The sequence below is a fragment of the Salinicoccus luteus DSM 17002 genome (genome assembly GCF_000712035.1).
Lineage (GTDB): Bacteria > Bacillota > Bacilli > Staphylococcales > Salinicoccaceae > Salinicoccus > Salinicoccus luteus.
Genome location: NZ_JONV01000007.1, coordinates 20,246 through 36,210, shown reverse-complemented (window position 1 = coordinate 36,210; position 15,965 = coordinate 20,246). Strand labels below are relative to the sequence as shown.

General features: G+C 46.8%; 21 protein-coding genes. 20 read left to right on the top strand and 1 reads right to left on the bottom strand.

Annotation, left to right across the window (positions count from 1 at the left end; translation table 11 throughout):
- Positions 1–39: 39 nt before the first annotated feature.
- The 18 genes from rpiB (at position 40) to fabZ (ending at position 13,355) form a co-directional block, all read left to right on the top strand.
- Positions 40–468, top strand: coding sequence for a ribose 5-phosphate isomerase B (gene rpiB, locus BO53_RS0102920; protein ID WP_031545257.1), 429 nt, complete (start codon positions 40–42; stop codon positions 466–468).
- A complete protein-coding gene (locus BO53_RS0102915; RefSeq protein ID WP_031545255.1) occupies positions 437–982 on the top strand; it encodes a TIGR01440 family protein in 546 nt (181 codons plus the stop codon). The genes rpiB and BO53_RS0102915 overlap by 32 nt, the downstream gene beginning before the upstream one ends.
- 22 nt (positions 983–1,004) lie before the next feature.
- Entirely contained in the window at positions 1,005–2,240 is a 1,236-nt protein-coding gene (locus BO53_RS0102910) for a serine hydroxymethyltransferase (RefSeq protein ID WP_031545253.1), read from the top strand.
- A gap of 65 nt (positions 2,241–2,305) precedes the next feature.
- Entirely contained in the window at positions 2,306–2,935 is a 630-nt protein-coding gene (upp, locus tag BO53_RS0102905) for a uracil phosphoribosyltransferase (protein ID WP_031545251.1), read from the top strand.
- Positions 2,936–2,956: 21 nt separating this feature from the next.
- Positions 2,957–4,090 carry a non-hydrolyzing UDP-N-acetylglucosamine 2-epimerase gene (gene wecB, locus BO53_RS0102900; RefSeq protein WP_031545249.1) on the top strand — a complete coding sequence of 378 codons (1,134 nt, stop codon included), beginning with the start codon at positions 2,957–2,959 and terminating at the stop codon, positions 4,088–4,090.
- A gap of 140 nt (positions 4,091–4,230) precedes the next feature.
- Complete coding sequence (locus BO53_RS0102895; RefSeq protein ID WP_342665360.1) at positions 4,231–4,593, top strand: ATP synthase subunit I; 363 nt, start codon at positions 4,231–4,233, stop codon at positions 4,591–4,593.
- A 13-nt stretch (positions 4,594–4,606) separates the two neighbouring features.
- Positions 4,607–5,341: a F0F1 ATP synthase subunit A gene (gene atpB / locus BO53_RS0102890; protein ID WP_031545245.1), complete on the top strand. Its 735-nt coding sequence runs from the start codon at positions 4,607–4,609 to the stop codon at positions 5,339–5,341.
- Between the two features lie 53 nt (positions 5,342–5,394).
- Entirely contained in the window at positions 5,395–5,610 is a 216-nt protein-coding gene (gene atpE / locus BO53_RS0102885) for a F0F1 ATP synthase subunit C (protein WP_031545243.1), read from the top strand.
- Between the two features lie 99 nt (positions 5,611–5,709).
- A complete protein-coding gene (locus tag BO53_RS0102880; RefSeq protein ID WP_031545241.1) occupies positions 5,710–6,225 on the top strand; it encodes a F0F1 ATP synthase subunit B in 516 nt (171 codons plus the stop codon).
- Positions 6,225–6,767 (top strand): ATP synthase F1 subunit delta, encoded by a 543-nt coding sequence (atpH, locus tag BO53_RS0102875; RefSeq protein WP_031545239.1) that lies wholly within the window; start codon positions 6,225–6,227, stop codon positions 6,765–6,767. Before BO53_RS0102880 ends, atpH begins: the two co-directional genes overlap by 1 nt.
- Before the next feature lie 17 nt (positions 6,768–6,784).
- A complete protein-coding gene (gene atpA / locus BO53_RS0102870) occupies positions 6,785–8,299 on the top strand; it encodes a F0F1 ATP synthase subunit alpha (protein ID WP_031545238.1) in 1,515 nt (504 codons plus the stop codon).
- Positions 8,300–8,325: 26 nt separating this feature from the next.
- A complete protein-coding gene (gene atpG / locus BO53_RS0102865; protein ID WP_031545235.1) occupies positions 8,326–9,201 on the top strand; it encodes an ATP synthase F1 subunit gamma in 876 nt (291 codons plus the stop codon).
- A gap of 22 nt (positions 9,202–9,223) precedes the next feature.
- A complete protein-coding gene (atpD, locus tag BO53_RS0102860; protein ID WP_031545233.1) occupies positions 9,224–10,636 on the top strand; it encodes a F0F1 ATP synthase subunit beta in 1,413 nt (470 codons plus the stop codon).
- Between the two features lie 18 nt (positions 10,637–10,654).
- Positions 10,655–11,062 carry a F0F1 ATP synthase subunit epsilon gene (locus BO53_RS0102855; protein ID WP_031545231.1) on the top strand — a complete coding sequence of 136 codons (408 nt, stop codon included), beginning with the start codon at positions 10,655–10,657 and terminating at the stop codon, positions 11,060–11,062.
- A 46-nt stretch (positions 11,063–11,108) separates the two neighbouring features.
- Entirely contained in the window at positions 11,109–11,336 is a 228-nt protein-coding gene (locus BO53_RS0102850) for a DUF1146 family protein (RefSeq protein WP_031545229.1), read from the top strand.
- Positions 11,337–11,413: 77 nt separating this feature from the next.
- Positions 11,414–12,706 (top strand): UDP-N-acetylglucosamine 1-carboxyvinyltransferase, encoded by a 1,293-nt coding sequence (murA, locus tag BO53_RS0102845; protein ID WP_031545227.1) that lies wholly within the window; start codon positions 11,414–11,416, stop codon positions 12,704–12,706.
- A 12-nt stretch (positions 12,707–12,718) separates the two neighbouring features.
- Positions 12,719–12,907 (top strand): DNA-directed RNA polymerase subunit beta, encoded by a 189-nt coding sequence (locus BO53_RS0102840; protein WP_031545225.1) that lies wholly within the window; start codon positions 12,719–12,721, stop codon positions 12,905–12,907.
- 4 nt (positions 12,908–12,911) lie between these two features.
- Positions 12,912–13,355 carry a 3-hydroxyacyl-ACP dehydratase FabZ gene (gene fabZ, locus BO53_RS0102835; protein WP_031545223.1) on the top strand — a complete coding sequence of 148 codons (444 nt, stop codon included), beginning with the start codon at positions 12,912–12,914 and terminating at the stop codon, positions 13,353–13,355.
- Here fabZ and BO53_RS0102830 read toward each other — a convergent pair whose 3' ends face one another.
- Positions 13,356–13,781, bottom strand: coding sequence for a YwpF family protein (locus tag BO53_RS0102830; protein WP_031545221.1), 426 nt, complete (start codon positions 13,779–13,781; stop codon positions 13,356–13,358).
- A 191-nt stretch (positions 13,782–13,972) separates the two neighbouring features.
- Between BO53_RS0102830 and BO53_RS0102825 the strand changes: the two genes are divergently transcribed.
- Both BO53_RS0102825 and BO53_RS0102820 read left to right on the top strand, forming a co-directional pair.
- Positions 13,973–14,560, top strand: a complete 588-nt coding sequence (locus tag BO53_RS0102825) for a single-stranded DNA-binding protein (protein WP_031545219.1) — start codon at positions 13,973–13,975, stop codon at positions 14,558–14,560.
- A gap of 456 nt (positions 14,561–15,016) precedes the next feature.
- Positions 15,017–15,946 carry a transglycosylase family protein gene (locus BO53_RS0102820; protein ID WP_031545217.1) on the top strand — a complete coding sequence of 310 codons (930 nt, stop codon included), beginning with the start codon at positions 15,017–15,019 and terminating at the stop codon, positions 15,944–15,946.
- Positions 15,947–15,965 lie beyond the last annotated feature (19 nt).

The following is a 15,965-nucleotide window of genomic DNA, read 5'->3' as shown; positions in this document are numbered from 1 at the left end:
TGTAAGCTTTTAATATATAATGAAGGTGAGGTGAAGAATATGAAAGTGATTATCGCTTCCGACCATGGAGGGTTCAACCTCAAGAATTCCATTGTCCAAAATCTTCAGGATGCAGGAGTGGACATTACGGATTTCGGTCCGGATTCCGATGCATCTGTGGACTATCCTGATTTTGCCCGTCCTGTGGCGGAAAAGGTCGCTTCCGGAGAATATGACCGGGGCATCCTGATCTGCGGCACCGGTATTGGAATGAGCATAACGGCAAACAAAGTCAGGAACATCCGTTGCGCCCTCGTACATGATACTTTTTCCGCAAAAGCCACACGCGCACATAACGACTCCAATATGCTGGCCATGGGAGAACGGGTCATCGGCCCGGGACTTGCGAATGATATCGTGGATATCTGGCTGGATACGGAGTATGAGGGGGGTAGACATGAACGAAGAGTTTGCAAAATTGAAGAATGATCTGGACGTTCTGATCGAGCAGCTGGAGGATGCGGAATTCTTCAGAGAAGGGGAGGACCTTCTGATAGGCTGTTCCACGTCGGAAGTCATGGGACACCATATCGGCAAGGAAAGCTCCATGGAAGTGGCAGAGATCATATTCGAAGCCTTCCAACAGGCGGGAGACCGCCACAAGCTGAATGTCATGTTCCAGGGCTGTGAGCATATCAATCGCGCAATCACCATGGAATACGATGTGGCACGGTCACGGAACTATCCGTTGGTCAGTGTCGTACCGCACCGGTCCGCCGGAGGCAGCCTGAGTGAATACGCCTATCATCATCTGGTCCGGCCGGTGGTGGTCGAACATGCTGCTGCAGACCGGGGAATTGATATCGGTCAGACGCTGATCGGCATGCACATCCATCATGTGGCTGTGCCGTTCAGGGTGGAACAGAGAACAGTCGGCAAAGCGAATGTCACCATTGCATATTCCAGACCAAAACTCATCGGAGGTCCTCGCGCACACTACTAACACACATTTAAGGAGAGAAGACATGTCATTTATCGAATCACAAGACCCGAAAATTTTTGAAACAATTGAAGCAGAGCTTGATCGTCAAAACAACAATATTGAACTGATCGCCTCAGAGAACTTTGTGTCGGAAGCGGTCATGGAAGCCCAAGGTTCAATACTTACCAACAAATATGCTGAAGGCTATCCTCATAAACGCTATTATGGCGGATGTGAGAATGTGGATGTTGTGGAAGATCTCGCACGTGAGCGTGTGAAATCCCTGTTTGGCGCAGAGCATGCCAATGTTCAGCCTCACTCCGGCTCCCAGGCGAATATGGCCGTCTATTTCTCAGTTTTGGAACCGGGGGATACCGTCCTCGGCATGAACCTCAACCATGGCGGACATCTAACGCACGGCAGCCCAGTCAACTTCAGTGGTAAACTTTTCAACTTTGTAGATTATGGTGTGAGAAAAGAAGACGAAGTGATCGATTATGATGAGCTCCTTAATATTGCCAAAGAACACAAGCCGAAAATGATCGTCGCTGGCGGAAGTGCCTATACACAGAAGATCGATTTCAAGAAATTCCGTGAAATCGCAGATGAAATCGGTGCCTACCTGATGGTGGACATGGCACACATTGCGGGACTCGTTGCTGCAGGCCTGCATCCGGATCCGATTCCTTATGCCGACTTTGTCACATCGACAACGCATAAGACATTGAGGGGGCCGCGCGGCGGACTCATCCTGACGAAGGAGGAGCATGCCAAAAAAGTGGATAAGAATATCTTCCCGGGAATCCAGGGCGGACCACTTATGCATATTCTGGCAGCCAAAGCGGTAGCTTTTGGAGAAGCATTGAATCCGGAATTCAAGGAATACCAGGAGCAGGTCGTCAAAAATGCGAAGACGCTTGCAAACAGGCTCTCAGAGAAGGGACTGCGCATCGTAGGCGGAGGTACCGAGAACCATATCGTCCTTGTCGATGTGAAAAGTTTCGGTCTGACAGGCAAACAGGCGGAAGAGGCATTGGACCAGATTGGCATCACCTGCAACAAGAACACCATTCCTTTCGATGAGGAATCCCCATTCGTAACAAGCGGAATCCGTCTCGGCACTCCAGCGATGACAACCCGTGGGTTCAAAGAGGAAGAAATGCAGGAAGTGGCGGATCTGATCGCCGAAACGCTTTCTGCTGTCAAAGAAGGCACAAAGTATGAAACTTTGAAAGACAGAGTGACTGCATTGACATCCAAATTCCCACTATATAGATAAAATTGACCATGCCGGAATAGGGGTACCCCTATTTCGGCACAATTGAGAGAACTGGAGGAAAAAACATGGCCAAAGTACAAGTAATGGATCATCCATTGATCCAGCATAAAATGAGTTACATCCGTGATGAAAAGACATCAACAAAAGAATTCAGGGAGCTCGTCGATGAAGTCGGCATGCTTATGGCATATGAAGTGACGCGGGATCTATCTCTGGAAGATGTCGAGGTGGATACGCCGGTGACACGGACTACAGCCAAGAGGCTGAGCGGCAAGAAGCTTGGAATCGTTCCAATACTGCGGGCTGGGCTTGGCATGCAGGAAGGTATACTCAAGCTGATTCCTTCCGCCAGAGTGGGACATATCGGCCTCTACCGCGATCCCGAAACACTGCAGGCAATAGAATACTATGCCAAATTCCCGGGTGATATAGAGGAGAGGGACATATTCGTCATCGATCCTATGCTGGCGACCGGTGCGTCTGCTGTCGAAGCCATTTCTGCAGTCAAGAAGCGTGGGGCGACAAAGATCAGGTTCATTTGTCTGATTGCTGCACCGGAAGGTGTAGAGGTACTGAAAGAGGCACACCCGGATGTAGATATCTATATTGCTGCACTGGATGAGAAACTGAATGAAAAAAGCTATATTGTTCCAGGTCTTGGCGATGCTGGAGACAGGCTTTTCGGAACGAAATAGATATAACAAGGAGAAGAAGCAATGAAGAAAATCATGACGATATTTGGAACGCGTCCTGAAGCGATCAAGATGGCACCGCTTGTGCTGGCACTTAAAAATGACCCGGAACTCGAGCCGATTGTAGTGGTCACTGCACAGCACCGTGAAATGCTCGATCAGGTGCTTGATATTTTTGGAATCACTCCGGACTACGACCTTGACATCATGCAGCAGGGTCAGACACTGTCTGAAGTGACTGGCAGGGTGATTGCCGGACTGGAATCCATCATCAAAGAGGCAGGGCCGGATATGATTCTTGTCCATGGCGACACTACGACAACATTTGCAGGCAGCCTTGCCGCGTTCTATAACGAAGTGGACATCGGCCATGTGGAAGCGGGTCTCCGGACCAACAACAAGTACTCGCCGTTCCCTGAAGAAATGAATCGTCAGATGACGGGTGTACTTGCCGACCTTCATTTTGCACCGACAGAAAACTCCAAGGAGAATCTGCTCAAGGAAAATAAGAAGGAGGATGGCATCTCCATCACCGGCAATACTGCAATCGATGCTTTGAAAACGACGGTGAATGCGGACTATGAAAGTGAAATCATCGAAAAGCACAAGGACAATAAGGTGATTCTCCTGACTGCCCACAGAAGGGAAAACATCGGCATGCCGATGGAGAACATCTTCAGTGCCGTACGGGAAATCGTCGAAGAGTTCGAAGATGTCACGGTGGTCTATCCAATCCATAAAAACCCGAAAGTCAGGGAAATTGCGGACAAGTATCTGTCTGATCATGAACGTATAGAGATTATAGAGCCGCTTGATGTATTCGACTTCCATAATTTTGCGGCAAAAAGTCATATCATCCTGACCGATTCAGGCGGTGTCCAGGAAGAGGCGCCTTCCCTCCAAAAACCCGTGCTCGTCCTTCGTGATACGACAGAGAGACCGGAAGGTGTAGAAGCGGGAACGCTCAAACTCGCCGGCATCCAGAAGGAGAACATATATGGGTTGACCAAGGAGCTCCTGACGAATGATGACCTCTATAGGAAGATGGCTGAAGCTGCCAATCCATATGGCGATGGAAAAGCCTCCTTGAGGATATGTGAAAATATAAAATACTATTATGGAATCAGGAAAGATAAGCCCGAGAGTTTTGGTGTATGAAATTATGTCGATAATATGTCGGGACTGGTATCGAAATAAATAAATCCATCCGTAATATTGACATAAAAAATACAAACAGATATCATTACAAGAGTAATGTAACGGTTTACAATCAAAGCCGTAGAATACACTAGGAGACAGTGTTTAAAGTGCCATTCTTAAGACGATTTTCCCATCATTTCCTGAAGTTTTTACTTTTCCCTCTAATCATCAGCCTACTCATCTATCTATTTACTTCATCAGCTTTTGCGGCAGGATTTGCTCTAGGCACCTTTGCGTCCATTCTGTTGCTGTCGAACTGGTATTATAATCTCGAGAAGGCTTACGATTCAGAGGAAGGAAAAATTAAGACCGGCACCATTGCAAGGCTTGTGATTGTGATAGTTACATGTTTGTTCTGGGTGAGATTCCCGGAGGTTTTCAGTATTTTCGGCATAGCGCTCGGGCTTATGCTCAGCTATGTCATGATTCTGTTTCGTGCGATTAAAGAATTAACGAAGTGAAAGAGGTGAGAAAATGGAGCACGGAAATCCGATGTGGACAATAGATGTTTTTGGTCTTCCCATTACATTCAACCTGTCTACAGCACTGATGATCGTTGTATCATCGCTGATTGTATTCCTGATAGCTTTCTTTATGACAAGAAACCTGGCAGTAAAGCCGACAGGGAAAAGTCAAGTACTCATGGAAGTACTGATGAACTTCGTTAAAGGTATTATTTCAGGCAACATGGCCTGGAAACAAGGAGGAAGATTCCACTTCCTGGCCCTGACATTGATTCTTTACATATTTGTTTCAAATATGCTTGGGCTGCCTTTCGCTTTTGTAGCACCTAATGATGACCATGATCTCTGGTGGAAGTCACCAACGGCCGACCCTTCAGTCACTCTGACGCTGGCCAGCCTGATGATTGTGCTGACCCACTATTATGGCATCAAGATGCGTGGCACGAAAGCGTATCTTAAATCGTACGTACAGCCGGTGTGGTTCATGGCACCGTTCAAATTCATCGAAGAATTCACATACAACCTTACGCTCGGCTTGCGTCTTTACGGTAACATCTACGCTGGTGAGATTCTGCTTGCCCTGCTGATAATGGTAATGGCATCCGGAGCAATCGGCTTTATCGGAGGATTCATTCCGATGATGATCTGGCAAGGGTTCTCAATATATATTGGGGCAATCCAGGCGTTCATATTCGTTATGTTATCAATGGTCTATCTATCCCATAAGGTGAGCGATGACCATTAATATATAATTCAAATCAATCTTTCAAAAATATTTAGGAGGAACTATATCTTATGATGAATCTACTCGCAGTAGGTATCGCTGCTGGTCTTGCAGCACTCGGCGCAAGTATCGGTATCGGTCTTATCGTATCCAAAACAGTTGAAGGGGTTTCCCGTCAACCGGAAGCTCGTGGTCCACTCATGACAATCATGTTCATTGGTATCGGTGTTGTTGAGGCCGTTCCGATCATCGCGATTGTTATTTCATTCATGCTTATGTTCATGTTCTAAGAATCGTTACATCTGGCGAAGTCTTCTATCAAGATTTCGCCCTCTTATTATGTCGACTATGAAATCAGAATGAAACTCTCGCGAAAGGAGTGTACATAGGTGGAATTTCTTATTTTAGGAGCTACGGACACAGTTCCGGCGGCAATTGGTAACAGTCTGATACAGCTGCTCACTTTCCTCATACTTCTCGGAGCACTTTCATACTTCGTATGGAAACCGCTCAAGAAAGTCATGGATGAGCGTGAACAGCTGATCCACTCGGAAATAGATGATGCAGAGCAGCGCAGGATGGAAGCTGTAAAGCTTAAGGAAGAAAACGAAGCAGTGCTCAGGGAAACGCAGGCTGAAATATCCGAAATGATGGATAATGCAAAACAGCAGGCGAAAAAAGAGCAGGAAGCAATCATTCATGATGCAAACACGCGTGCAAACCAGATGATGGAAACTGCCAAGGCGGATATCGAACGGGAAAAAGAAAAAGCAATCCGTGATATCAACGATCAGGTGGCAGATATCTCCGTCCTGATTGCAGAGAAGATGATTTCAAAAGAAATCAATCAGAAAGATCAAAAAGATCTGGTTGCAAGATACCTACAGGAAGCAGGGGGTAAATAATGGCTAACTCAGCTCAAAAATATTCCCAGGCTTTGTTCAGCACCGTGAAGGAAGCCGGACAGCTTGATGAAGTCAGGGCAGATTTTGACGAAGTGGTCAAAGCAGTTCAGGACACTCCTGATTTCCTGACTTTCATGAATAACCCGAGGGTTCCTAGGGACAGTCGTCGGGAGGCGGTAGCAAAGACTTTTGACAATGCTTCCGAGCCGCTCCGAAACATGCTCCTCATCCTTTCGGATCGCAATAGATTTTCTGAGATTGAAGCAATCCATGATTATTTCATACAGAATTACAATGCACACTATAACCAGGAAAATGTAGTGATAGAATCGGTTTATCCACTCTCTGAAGAGGAGATTGAAGGTATCGGCAAAGTCTTCATCAAAAAGACGGGACTTTCAAAACTGCTTATAGAGAACAGGGTCAACGAGGAACTGATCGGCGGCATCCGCGTATTCATTGGCACAAAAGTCTATGATGGCTCATTGAATACACAGTTGTCTGATTTGAAAAATCGGTTCAGAGAAAGTACTAATAGCTAATTAAGGAGTGACATTTGATGGCAATTAAAGCTGACGAAATAAGCGCTCTCTTGAAAAGCCAGATCGAGAACTATGAAGCTGATATGAAAGTATCTGATGTGGGAACAGTCATCCAGGTTGGTGACGGTATCGCACTTGCTCATGGTTTGAATGATGCTATGGCTGGAGAACTGCTCGAATTTCCTAGCGGCGTTCTGGGTCTTGCCCAGAACCTCGAAGAAAACAATATTGGTATCGTAATCCTCGGTCCATATGATGATATTAAAGAAGGCGATGAAGTCAAACGTACAGGCCGTATCATGGAAGTGCCTGTAGGGGAAGAACTCATCGGCCGTGTAGTCAATCCACTGGGACAGCCGATCGATGGCAAGGGACCGATGGGAGCGACGAAGACAAGACCGATTGAAAGTCCCGCAACTGGCGTAATGGCCCGTAAATCAGTCGATGAACCACTTCAGACTGGCATCAAGGCGATCGACGCACTTGTTCCAATCGGCCGTGGTCAGCGTGAGCTCATCATTGGGGACCGTCAGACAGGTAAGACGACAGTAGCGATCGATACGATCCTTAATCAGAAGGACCAGGATATGATCTGTGTTTATGTTGCCATTGGACAGAAGGAGTCCACAGTGCGTTCCACAGTTGAAACATTGCGTCAGAATGGTGCAATGGATTATACAATTGTGGTTTCCGCAGGTGCTTCAATGCCTGCGCCACTGCTCTACATCGCACCATATGCGGGTGTATCCATGGCAGAAGAGTTCATGTTCAACGGTAAGCATGTACTTATCGTATATGATGACCTGACTAAACAGGCAGCAGCCTATCGTGAACTGTCACTTCTTCTCAAGCGTCCACCAGGCCGTGAAGCCTACCCAGGTGACGTATTCTATCTGCACAGCCGTCTGCTCGAACGGGCAGCCAAACTGAACGACGAACTCGGTGGCGGATCAATCACCGCGCTGCCATTCATAGAAACACAGGCGGGGGACATCAGTGCCTTCGTACCGACAAACGTAATCTCCATCACCGATGGACAGATCTTCCTGCAGTCCGACCTGTTCTTCTCAGGCGTAAGACCTGCAATCAACGCCGGACTTTCAGTGTCCCGTGTCGGTGGATCAGCACAGATCAAGGCGATGAAGAAGGTTGCCGGTACTCTGAGGCTTGACCTTGCAGCTTATCGTGAGCTGGAAGCTTTCGCACAGTTTGGTTCCGACCTTGATGAAGCGACAGCTGCCAAGCTTGAGCGTGGTAAGCGTACTGTTGAAGTGCTTAAACAAGGTGAGAACAAGCCGCTTGCGGTGGAACGGCAGGTCGCAATCCTCTACGCTCTTGTAAATGGTCATTTGGATGACATTCCAGTTGAAGATGTTACGCGATTCGAAGATGAATTCCTCAGCTGGCTTGATTCCAACGAACCTGAACTCCTTAAAGGTATTCGTGAAACAAAACAGCTTCCGGACGATGAAGCATATGTAAATGCAGTAAACAGCTTCAAAAAGCTATTCAATCCTTCAGATCAGGGATGATGAATATAGAATAAGGTGGTGAATTCATGGCTTCATTAAGAGAAATTAAAGGTCGCATCGGATCAACCAAAAAGATGAGCCAGATCACTAGCGCCATGCACATGGTTTCGAACTCCAAGCTCAGGCGGGCGGAAGAGAATGCCAAGAAGTTCCAACCCTATATGGATAAAATCCAGGAAGCTGTCCAAGCGATAGCTTCCGGGGATAACACGAGTTCCCATCCCATGCTGAGAGAGCGTCCAGTAAAACGGACCGGGTATGTCATCATCACATCGGATAGTGGTCTTGCTGGCCCCTATAATGCGAACATCATTAAGGAAATAACCGGCAGGATCAGAGAACACCATAATGACAATCCGGATTCCTATGACCTCTTCGTCATTGGAAGGATGGGATACGAATTCCTGGAGAACCGCGGGTATAACATTACGAACCATCGTATTGGGCTTGAAGATCAGCCAAGCTTCAGCAGCGTCAAGGAAATCGCGCAGCAGTCGGTGGCACAGTTCTCGAACGAGGATATCGATGAACTGTATATCGTATATAACGAGTTCGTATCGGTCCTTGAGCAGAAGGTGTCCACAAGAAAACTGTTGCCGTTATCCGAAGAGGATACGACGAATCAGACACAGGTATCTAACCTGGCCACATACGAGTTCGAACCGGACAAGGAATCAATCCTTGAAACCATCCTTCCACAGTATGCGGAGAGTCTGGTGTATGGTTCGCTATTGGATGCGAAAGCAAGCGAGCACGCTGCCCGTATGACAGCGATGAAGGCTGCGACTGATAATGCGAAAGAATTGGTAGACGATCTATCATTAGAATATAACCGTGCAAGACAGGCTGCGATTACTCAAGAAATAACTGAAATCGTCGGCGGTGCATCTGCACTTGAATAAAGAATGACTAGGAGGAAATCGAATGGCTTTAGGTCAAGTGGTTCAAGTCATGGGACCTGTAGTTGACGTGCGTTTCGAAGAAGGCAAATTGCCGGAACTGAACAATGCACTCTATATCAACTTTGATGAAGGAAAAGAAAAAGAAGCCCTCGCTCTTGAAGTCGCGCTCCACCTCGGAGACAACGTCGTGAGAACAATTGCGATGAGTTCGACAGACGGATTGAAACGTGGCACTGAAGTTACAAATACAGGCAGCCCAATTACTGTACCTGTCGGCCAGGCGACACTCGGCAGGGTATTCAACGTACTTGGTGAGCATATCGATCTTGGAGAAGCGATCCCTGAATCTGAAAGAAGAGATCCGATTCACCGTCAGGCACCGAAGTTCGAAGACCTGACAACAAATGTTGAAATCCTTGAGACAGGCATCAAAGTAGTAGATCTTCTGGCACCTTATACAAAAGGTGGTAAGATCGGCCTCTTCGGCGGTGCCGGAGTAGGCAAGACGGTTCTCATCCAGGAACTGATCAACAACGTTGCACAGGAACACGGTGGTATATCCGTATTCGCCGGTGTAGGGGAACGTACACGTGAAGGTAACGACCTCTATTATGAAATGAGCGATTCCGGTGTTATCGCCAAAACAGCAATGGTATTCGGCCAGATGAATGAGCCGCCAGGCGCACGTATGCGTGTTGCACTGTCAGGCCTTACAATGGCAGAATACTTCCGTGACGAAGAAGGACAGGATGTACTGCTCTTCATCGACAACATCTTCCGCTTCACCCAGGCGGGTTCAGAAGTTTCAGCCCTGCTGGGACGCATGCCTTCGGCAGTTGGTTACCAGCCGACACTCGCTACAGAGATGGGGCAGCTTCAGGAGCGTATTACATCAACGAGTGTTGGTTCAGTAACATCCATCCAGGCAGTATTCGTACCAGCGGATGACTATACTGACCCGGCGCCGGCACAGACTTTCGCTCACCTTGATGCAACAACAAACCTTGAGCGTAAGCTTTCCGAAATGGGTATCTATCCGGCGGTGGACCCTCTGGCTTCCACATCCCGTGCCCTGACACCAGCAGTTGTCGGCGAAGAGCACTATGAGGTCGCACGTGGCGTCCAAGCGACAATCCAGAAGTATCGTGAACTTCAGGATATCATTGCGATCCTCGGTATGGATGAGCTGTCCGAAGATGATAAGAGAACAGTATCACGTGCGCGCCGCATACAGTTCTTCCTTTCCCAGAACTTCCACGTTGCTGAGCAGTTCACAGGCCAAAAAGGCTCCTATGTTCCAGTTGAACAGACTGTCAGCGACTTCAGGGAGATACTTGACGGCAAATACGATCATATCCCGGAAGATGCATTCCGTCTCGTCGGCGGCATTTCCGATGTGCTTGATAAAGCACGTGAGATGGGCGTAGAAGTCTAAAATCGGGAGGGTTAGCAAATGAGTACAATTGCACTGGATGTAGTTACACCAAACGGTTCCGTATTCACTGAAGAGGACTGTGAAATTATTATACTCCAGACCAAACAGGGTGAGATCGGTGTCATGGCCGGCCACGTCCCGACGGTTGCTGCACTGAAGATTGGCAGTCTGCGAGCAAAGGTAGACGGCCAGTTCGAATACTTTGCAGTGACAGATGGCTTTGTAGAAATACGTCCTGAAAAGGTTTCAGTATTGGTACAGGCTGGCGAGTTCGCAGAGGATATCGATACAGAGCGTGCCAAGGAAGCGAAAGCGCGTGCTGAAGCTCTGCTTCAGCAGGAGCGCGACGAAAAAGTCGACAGGTATCGTGCTGAATTGGCATTGCGTCGTGCAATCAATCGACTGGATGTATCGAAACACGCATAATAAATCTACCCGGGCTTCTGCCCGGGTTTTTTAGTAGGTGAATAAGATGTTGTTTTCCCAATTGGCCTTCATGCACATCGTGCTGCATATGATGTGTGTCATTTTCACCTTCTGGGTGCTCGGCGCATTGAATATCGACAGCTGGTTCAAAAAAGGTGAAACAGGAAGGATCAGAATGTTCCTTATACTTGCTGCGGTCCTTCTGGGAAGCGCGCTCAGCAATTTCATCATGGATTTCTTCCGACTCGTACAGGAAGCATCCCTTCTATTTTAATTCTGCTTTACAAACATGTTTATACATCTTTAAAATAGTGAATAGTGTATCGTAAGTAAAAGTATGGAGTGAGTGAAATGGATTCTATAATTGTTAAAGGTGGGAATGAACTCTCGGGTTCTGTTGAAATAGAAGGTTCCAAAAATGCTGTATTACCGGTCTTGACTGCATCACTGCTTGCAAGCGAAGGGGTATCAAGGCTACATAATGTACCCAATCTTTCAGATGTAGGCACTTTGAGTGCATTGCTGAATCATCTGGGCGCTTCAGTGGAAGTGGAGGACAAGATGGTCACCATCGACGCGACTGGGAAACTCAGTTGTGATGCTCCATTCAATCTGGTAAGCAAAATGCGTGCAAGCATGCTTGTCATGGGGCCTCTGCTCGGGCGCTATGGTTATTGCAATGTTGCCATGCCTGGAGGCTGTGCCATAGGTTCCAGACCAGTGGAACAGCACATCAAAGGACTGGAGAAGATGGGAGCCGCCTTCCGCACGGTTGACGGCAGTTTCGAAGGAAGAGTGGACGGCCGTCTGAAAGGTGCGAAGATCTATCTCGACTTTCCGAGCGTAGGGGCGACGCAAAACCTTATAATGGCTGCAAGCCTGGCCGAGGGCGTGACAGAGTTGGAGAATGCGGCAAGGGAACCGGAAATCGAAGACCTGGCCGATTACATCAATGCCATGGGCGGCCGTGTTTCAGGTGCAGGTACTGGCCATATCACGATTGAAGGCGTAGAGGTTCTGAAGGGTGTGGATCATACCGTCATCCCTGACAGGATTGAGGCGGGAACATTCATGATAGCCGGTGCCATCACCAGAAGTGAAATTGTCCTTGACAACGTCATCACCGATCATCTTACAGCACTCATCTCCAAACTTGAAGAGATGGGGGTGCGCATCGAAGAAGAAGGCAACAGTGTCCGTGTCATTCCGGAGAGAAACCTTAAACCCATCAGAGTCAAAACATTGCCGCATCCCGGATTCCCGACTGACATGCAGAGCCAGATGATGGCACTGCTTGCTACAGTGAATGGCACAAGTGTAATCACAGAGACCATTTTTGAAAACAGGTTCATGCATGTCAACGAGTTCCGGAATATGGATGCTGACATCTCAGTGGAAGAGAACCATGCGTTCATCAAAGGCGGCAGGAAATTATCCGGAGGCCGTGTGAAGGCGACGGACTTGAGGGCCGCTGCTGCCCTGATTCTTGCAGGTTTGGTTGCAGAAGGGTATACTATAGTTACTGAATTAAAGCACCTTGATCGTGGATATGTCGATTTTCATAAGAAGCTCAAACAGCTTGGCGCTGACATCGAACGAACAGGTGAACGTTCCACACAGGATAGTGTGACATCTTCGAAATAAAGAGGTAGTTTTATGGCCGAGCAATCAAAAAAGCTAGTCCACCGCAGATTCCCGCTGATCATCAGAATCCTTCTCTTCGTCTATATCGCCATCATAGTCTTCTTCGGGGGACTGATGATAGGATATGGAATTCTGGACAATCCTATGGAAGTATTCCGTATAGAAACATGGGAACACATCATAAATATGACCAAGGAATGATAATATGCTGACGTATGACCAGATAAAGGCGGTAATTCCGCACCGCCCCCCGTTTCTCCTGATTGACAGGGTAACAGAGATAGAACCGGGTGTTAGATGTACGGGCATCAAGCAGGTCTCGGGCAATGAACCATTTTTCCAGGGCCATTTCCCAGAATATGCTGTAATGCCAGGAGTACTTATCGTCGAAGCCCTTGCACAGACTGGGGCTGTAGCTTTGTTGCAGGAAGAGCGTTTCAAAGGTAAACTTGCATTCTTTGCCGGCATCGACAAATGCAAGTTCAAAAGACAGGTGACGCCGGGAGATACATTGGAACTCACAGTGGAAATCACAAAACTGAGGGGCCCGATCGGCAAGGGTGATGCCATCGCAACTGTGGATGGTGAAATCGCGTGCAAATGTGAAATTACTTTTGCAATACAGGATAATAAAACATCCGATGACTAACTAGTCATCGGATGTTTTTATTTCAGCTTTAGATTCCATCATCGCTTTGAACTCGTTAAGCAGCTTTTCCTGCTCATAGCCTTCATCAAGAAGATGGGACAACAGGTCTTCGGCATAATGGGGCCCCTGGACGATAATCTTGCCATTAAAGATCAGGGATAATGCATTATCTATTTCATTCATTTCATTGAAGGTGCCCTTGAATCTGGCTGGTTCGTTTGAATGCCGTGTAATGGTCACAAGCAGTTCCACCTCAGTACCGACCAGTTCTTCGAGTATATCTTTAAAATCGGTTGATGTTGAAATCTCTATCAACCATGGATCCTCCTGCTTTTCCTTATTAATGATGATGCCGTCGATCAGATCCAGTATAATGAAATTGTTTTCGTGTTCAAGTTTCAATTCCACAACTTTAAAAGACTTCATCTGAATTCCCCCTTCCTAAATGCATGCAAACCATCAAAAAACGCATAAATGTAAATTCGTTACTACCATTATAACGTTAATCGGAATCGTATATATTCCAATTGTAAAGAAAATGGTCATAAAATCAAATTTCCGTGTTTTGCAAAAAATTTACGGCCCCTATATCTTTAAGTCAGGAAGGGGGTGGAGACATGATGAATAAAGTGCTGCTTGTAGGAGAACTTGTACGGAATGTCACTCTGGAGAAAACGGCGAACGGGAGCGTCAATTCATTCATAATAGCAACAGTCAGGATTCCCAAAGATGAAAGAAAACCAAAGGAAGTACATTTCATCTACTGCAAGGCTTTTGGTAAAGCGATACCTGAAGTACTATCTGCATCAAAAGAGGGAGACATACTCTGCGTGAGTGGTCAGGTGGCTACAACCGTCTACACTACGAATGAAGGAGAAAAGGAGTACAGGATGGAAATATGGGCAGAGAATGTGAAGGGTCTGCCGGACAAGATGAAGGACCAGAAGGATATGTCCAATCCTTCCAAGATGATAAGTGATGCTGTAAGGCATTACGGTCAATGGGACTACATTGGAGAAAGATCTGTCCATACTTTGGAAAAAAATACTGAAAGCAGCCGAATGACAGGATTGAAAGATACCCATCTGGAACCATTGGAGAAAATACTGAACGAACATAGTGACAAGTCAGGACCGGAAGCCGACAGATCACATGCCGGTCTGAACAAGGATAATCATGATAGAAAAACGAAAGCCCTCGCCTGAACATATGCACACCACTCAATTTATATTCTACACTCACACTACTCACCAAGCTCTGTATCAGGCCGAACGCTGCGGTCAAGCCTGATACAGAGCTTTTATGAAGATATGGCTTCAAATTTCTTTATTACATAATATATAGGGAGTATTACGGCTGTCAGATAATACGGACTATTAAGATTCTTGATGGATTTATGGAGGGTATTAAGAAGCCCGTCATATGGGCATTTTAAAGCCTGATAAAAAACAGGTCTCTATTCATTTCGCCGAAAATATAAGTTTACACTTTTATTGACATATTATTTTAAGGAGAGAAATATCCCTGTAACATGCCTGTAAAAGAGCGGTTCACTTTTTATATTCCTGTAACCTGTGAAATGTTTATATCTGATATAGTACTAAACAGTTGATAAAACAAACATCCAATTTGTAAGGGATTAACGGGAGGAAATTTTAACTATGAAAAAAGTACTATCAGTCGGTGCAGCAATTGCGGTATCAGGAACTTTGGCATACAGCGCAGAAGCAGCAAGCCACACAGTGGATAAAGGCGACACACTTTCCGAAATCGCCCATGAAAACAATACAACAGTAGAAGCAATCAAATCAGAAAACAATCTGTCATCCAACCTTATTCTGCCAGGTCAGGTTCTCCAAGTGAATAATGAAGAGAATACTGAAGTTCCGACAGAAGAGGGTGTATATAAAATCCAATCCGGCGATACTCTATTTGAAATCGCTCAGAAGTTTGATGTAACAGTTTCCGACCTTAAGGCATGGAATAACCTTTCTTCAGATCTCATCTTTGCAGGCAAGACACTTGCGGTATCAGGCAATAGTGTGGAACAGGCCCCTGTAGTGGAAACACCACAAGTTGAAGAAACACCAGAAGTGCAGGAAACTCAGGAAGTTGAAAGAACTCAACAAGTGAATCAGGCTCCTGCACAGCCATCTGCACAGGATCAGGCTGCAGAACAGCGTGCGGCTGAACAAAGAGCAGCAGAACAGGCGGCAGCAGAGCAAAGAGCAGCTGAAGAACGTGCAGCAGAGCAAAGAGCAGCTGAAGAACGTGCAGCAGAGCAGGCTGCCCAGGAACGTGAGCAGCGCAACCAGGCCCAAGCCCAGAACCAATCTACATCCACTTCAAGCAATGCCAGCGGTCAGAACTGGGGCGCGCTTGCACAGTGTGAATCCAGCGGAAACGCAAGTGTTGTAAGCTCCAACGGCCTCTACCATGGCCTCTACCAGTTTGATGTTCAAACTTGGCAGTCTGTAGGCGGAAGCGGTCTGCCTTCCCAGGCATCTGCAGCTGAACAGACTAAGAGAGCCCAGATCCTTTTCGATCAAAGAGGAGCACAGCCTTGGCCTGTATGTGGTTCAAGACTATAAATTTCAATCATTAATTTCA

Bases quoted from the DNA above. Each gene is read 5' to 3' on its own strand.
- rpiB (WP_031545257.1), top strand. From the start codon at position 40: ATGAAAGTGATTATCGCTTCCGACCATGGAGGGTTCAACCTCAAGAAT.
- BO53_RS0102915 (WP_031545255.1), top strand. From the start codon at position 437: ATGAACGAAGAGTTTGCAAAATTGAAGAATGATCTGGACGTTCTGATC.
- BO53_RS0102910 (WP_031545253.1), top strand. From the start codon at position 1,005: ATGTCATTTATCGAATCACAAGACCCGAAAATTTTTGAAACAATTGAA.
- upp (WP_031545251.1), top strand. From the start codon at position 2,306: ATGGCCAAAGTACAAGTAATGGATCATCCATTGATCCAGCATAAAATG.
- wecB (WP_031545249.1), top strand. From the start codon at position 2,957: ATGAAGAAAATCATGACGATATTTGGAACGCGTCCTGAAGCGATCAAG.
- atpB (WP_031545245.1), top strand. From the start codon at position 4,607: ATGGAGCACGGAAATCCGATGTGGACAATAGATGTTTTTGGTCTTCCC.
- atpE (WP_031545243.1), top strand. From the start codon at position 5,395: ATGAATCTACTCGCAGTAGGTATCGCTGCTGGTCTTGCAGCACTCGGC.
- atpH (WP_031545239.1), top strand. From the start codon at position 6,225: ATGGCTAACTCAGCTCAAAAATATTCCCAGGCTTTGTTCAGCACCGTG.
- atpA (WP_031545238.1), top strand. From the start codon at position 6,785: ATGGCAATTAAAGCTGACGAAATAAGCGCTCTCTTGAAAAGCCAGATC.
- atpG (WP_031545235.1), top strand. From the start codon at position 8,326: ATGGCTTCATTAAGAGAAATTAAAGGTCGCATCGGATCAACCAAAAAG.
- atpD (WP_031545233.1), top strand. From the start codon at position 9,224: ATGGCTTTAGGTCAAGTGGTTCAAGTCATGGGACCTGTAGTTGACGTG.
- BO53_RS0102855 (WP_031545231.1), top strand. From the start codon at position 10,655: ATGAGTACAATTGCACTGGATGTAGTTACACCAAACGGTTCCGTATTC.
- BO53_RS0102850 (WP_031545229.1), top strand. From the start codon at position 11,109: ATGTTGTTTTCCCAATTGGCCTTCATGCACATCGTGCTGCATATGATG.
- murA (WP_031545227.1), top strand. From the start codon at position 11,414: ATGGATTCTATAATTGTTAAAGGTGGGAATGAACTCTCGGGTTCTGTT.
- BO53_RS0102840 (WP_031545225.1), top strand. From the start codon at position 12,719: ATGGCCGAGCAATCAAAAAAGCTAGTCCACCGCAGATTCCCGCTGATC.
- fabZ (WP_031545223.1), top strand. From the start codon at position 12,912: ATGCTGACGTATGACCAGATAAAGGCGGTAATTCCGCACCGCCCCCCG.
- BO53_RS0102830 (WP_031545221.1), bottom strand. From the start codon at position 13,781: ATGAAGTCTTTTAAAGTTGTGGAATTGAAACTTGAACACGAAAACAAT.
- BO53_RS0102825 (WP_031545219.1), top strand. From the start codon at position 13,973: ATGATGAATAAAGTGCTGCTTGTAGGAGAACTTGTACGGAATGTCACT.
- BO53_RS0102820 (WP_031545217.1), top strand. From the start codon at position 15,017: ATGAAAAAAGTACTATCAGTCGGTGCAGCAATTGCGGTATCAGGAACT.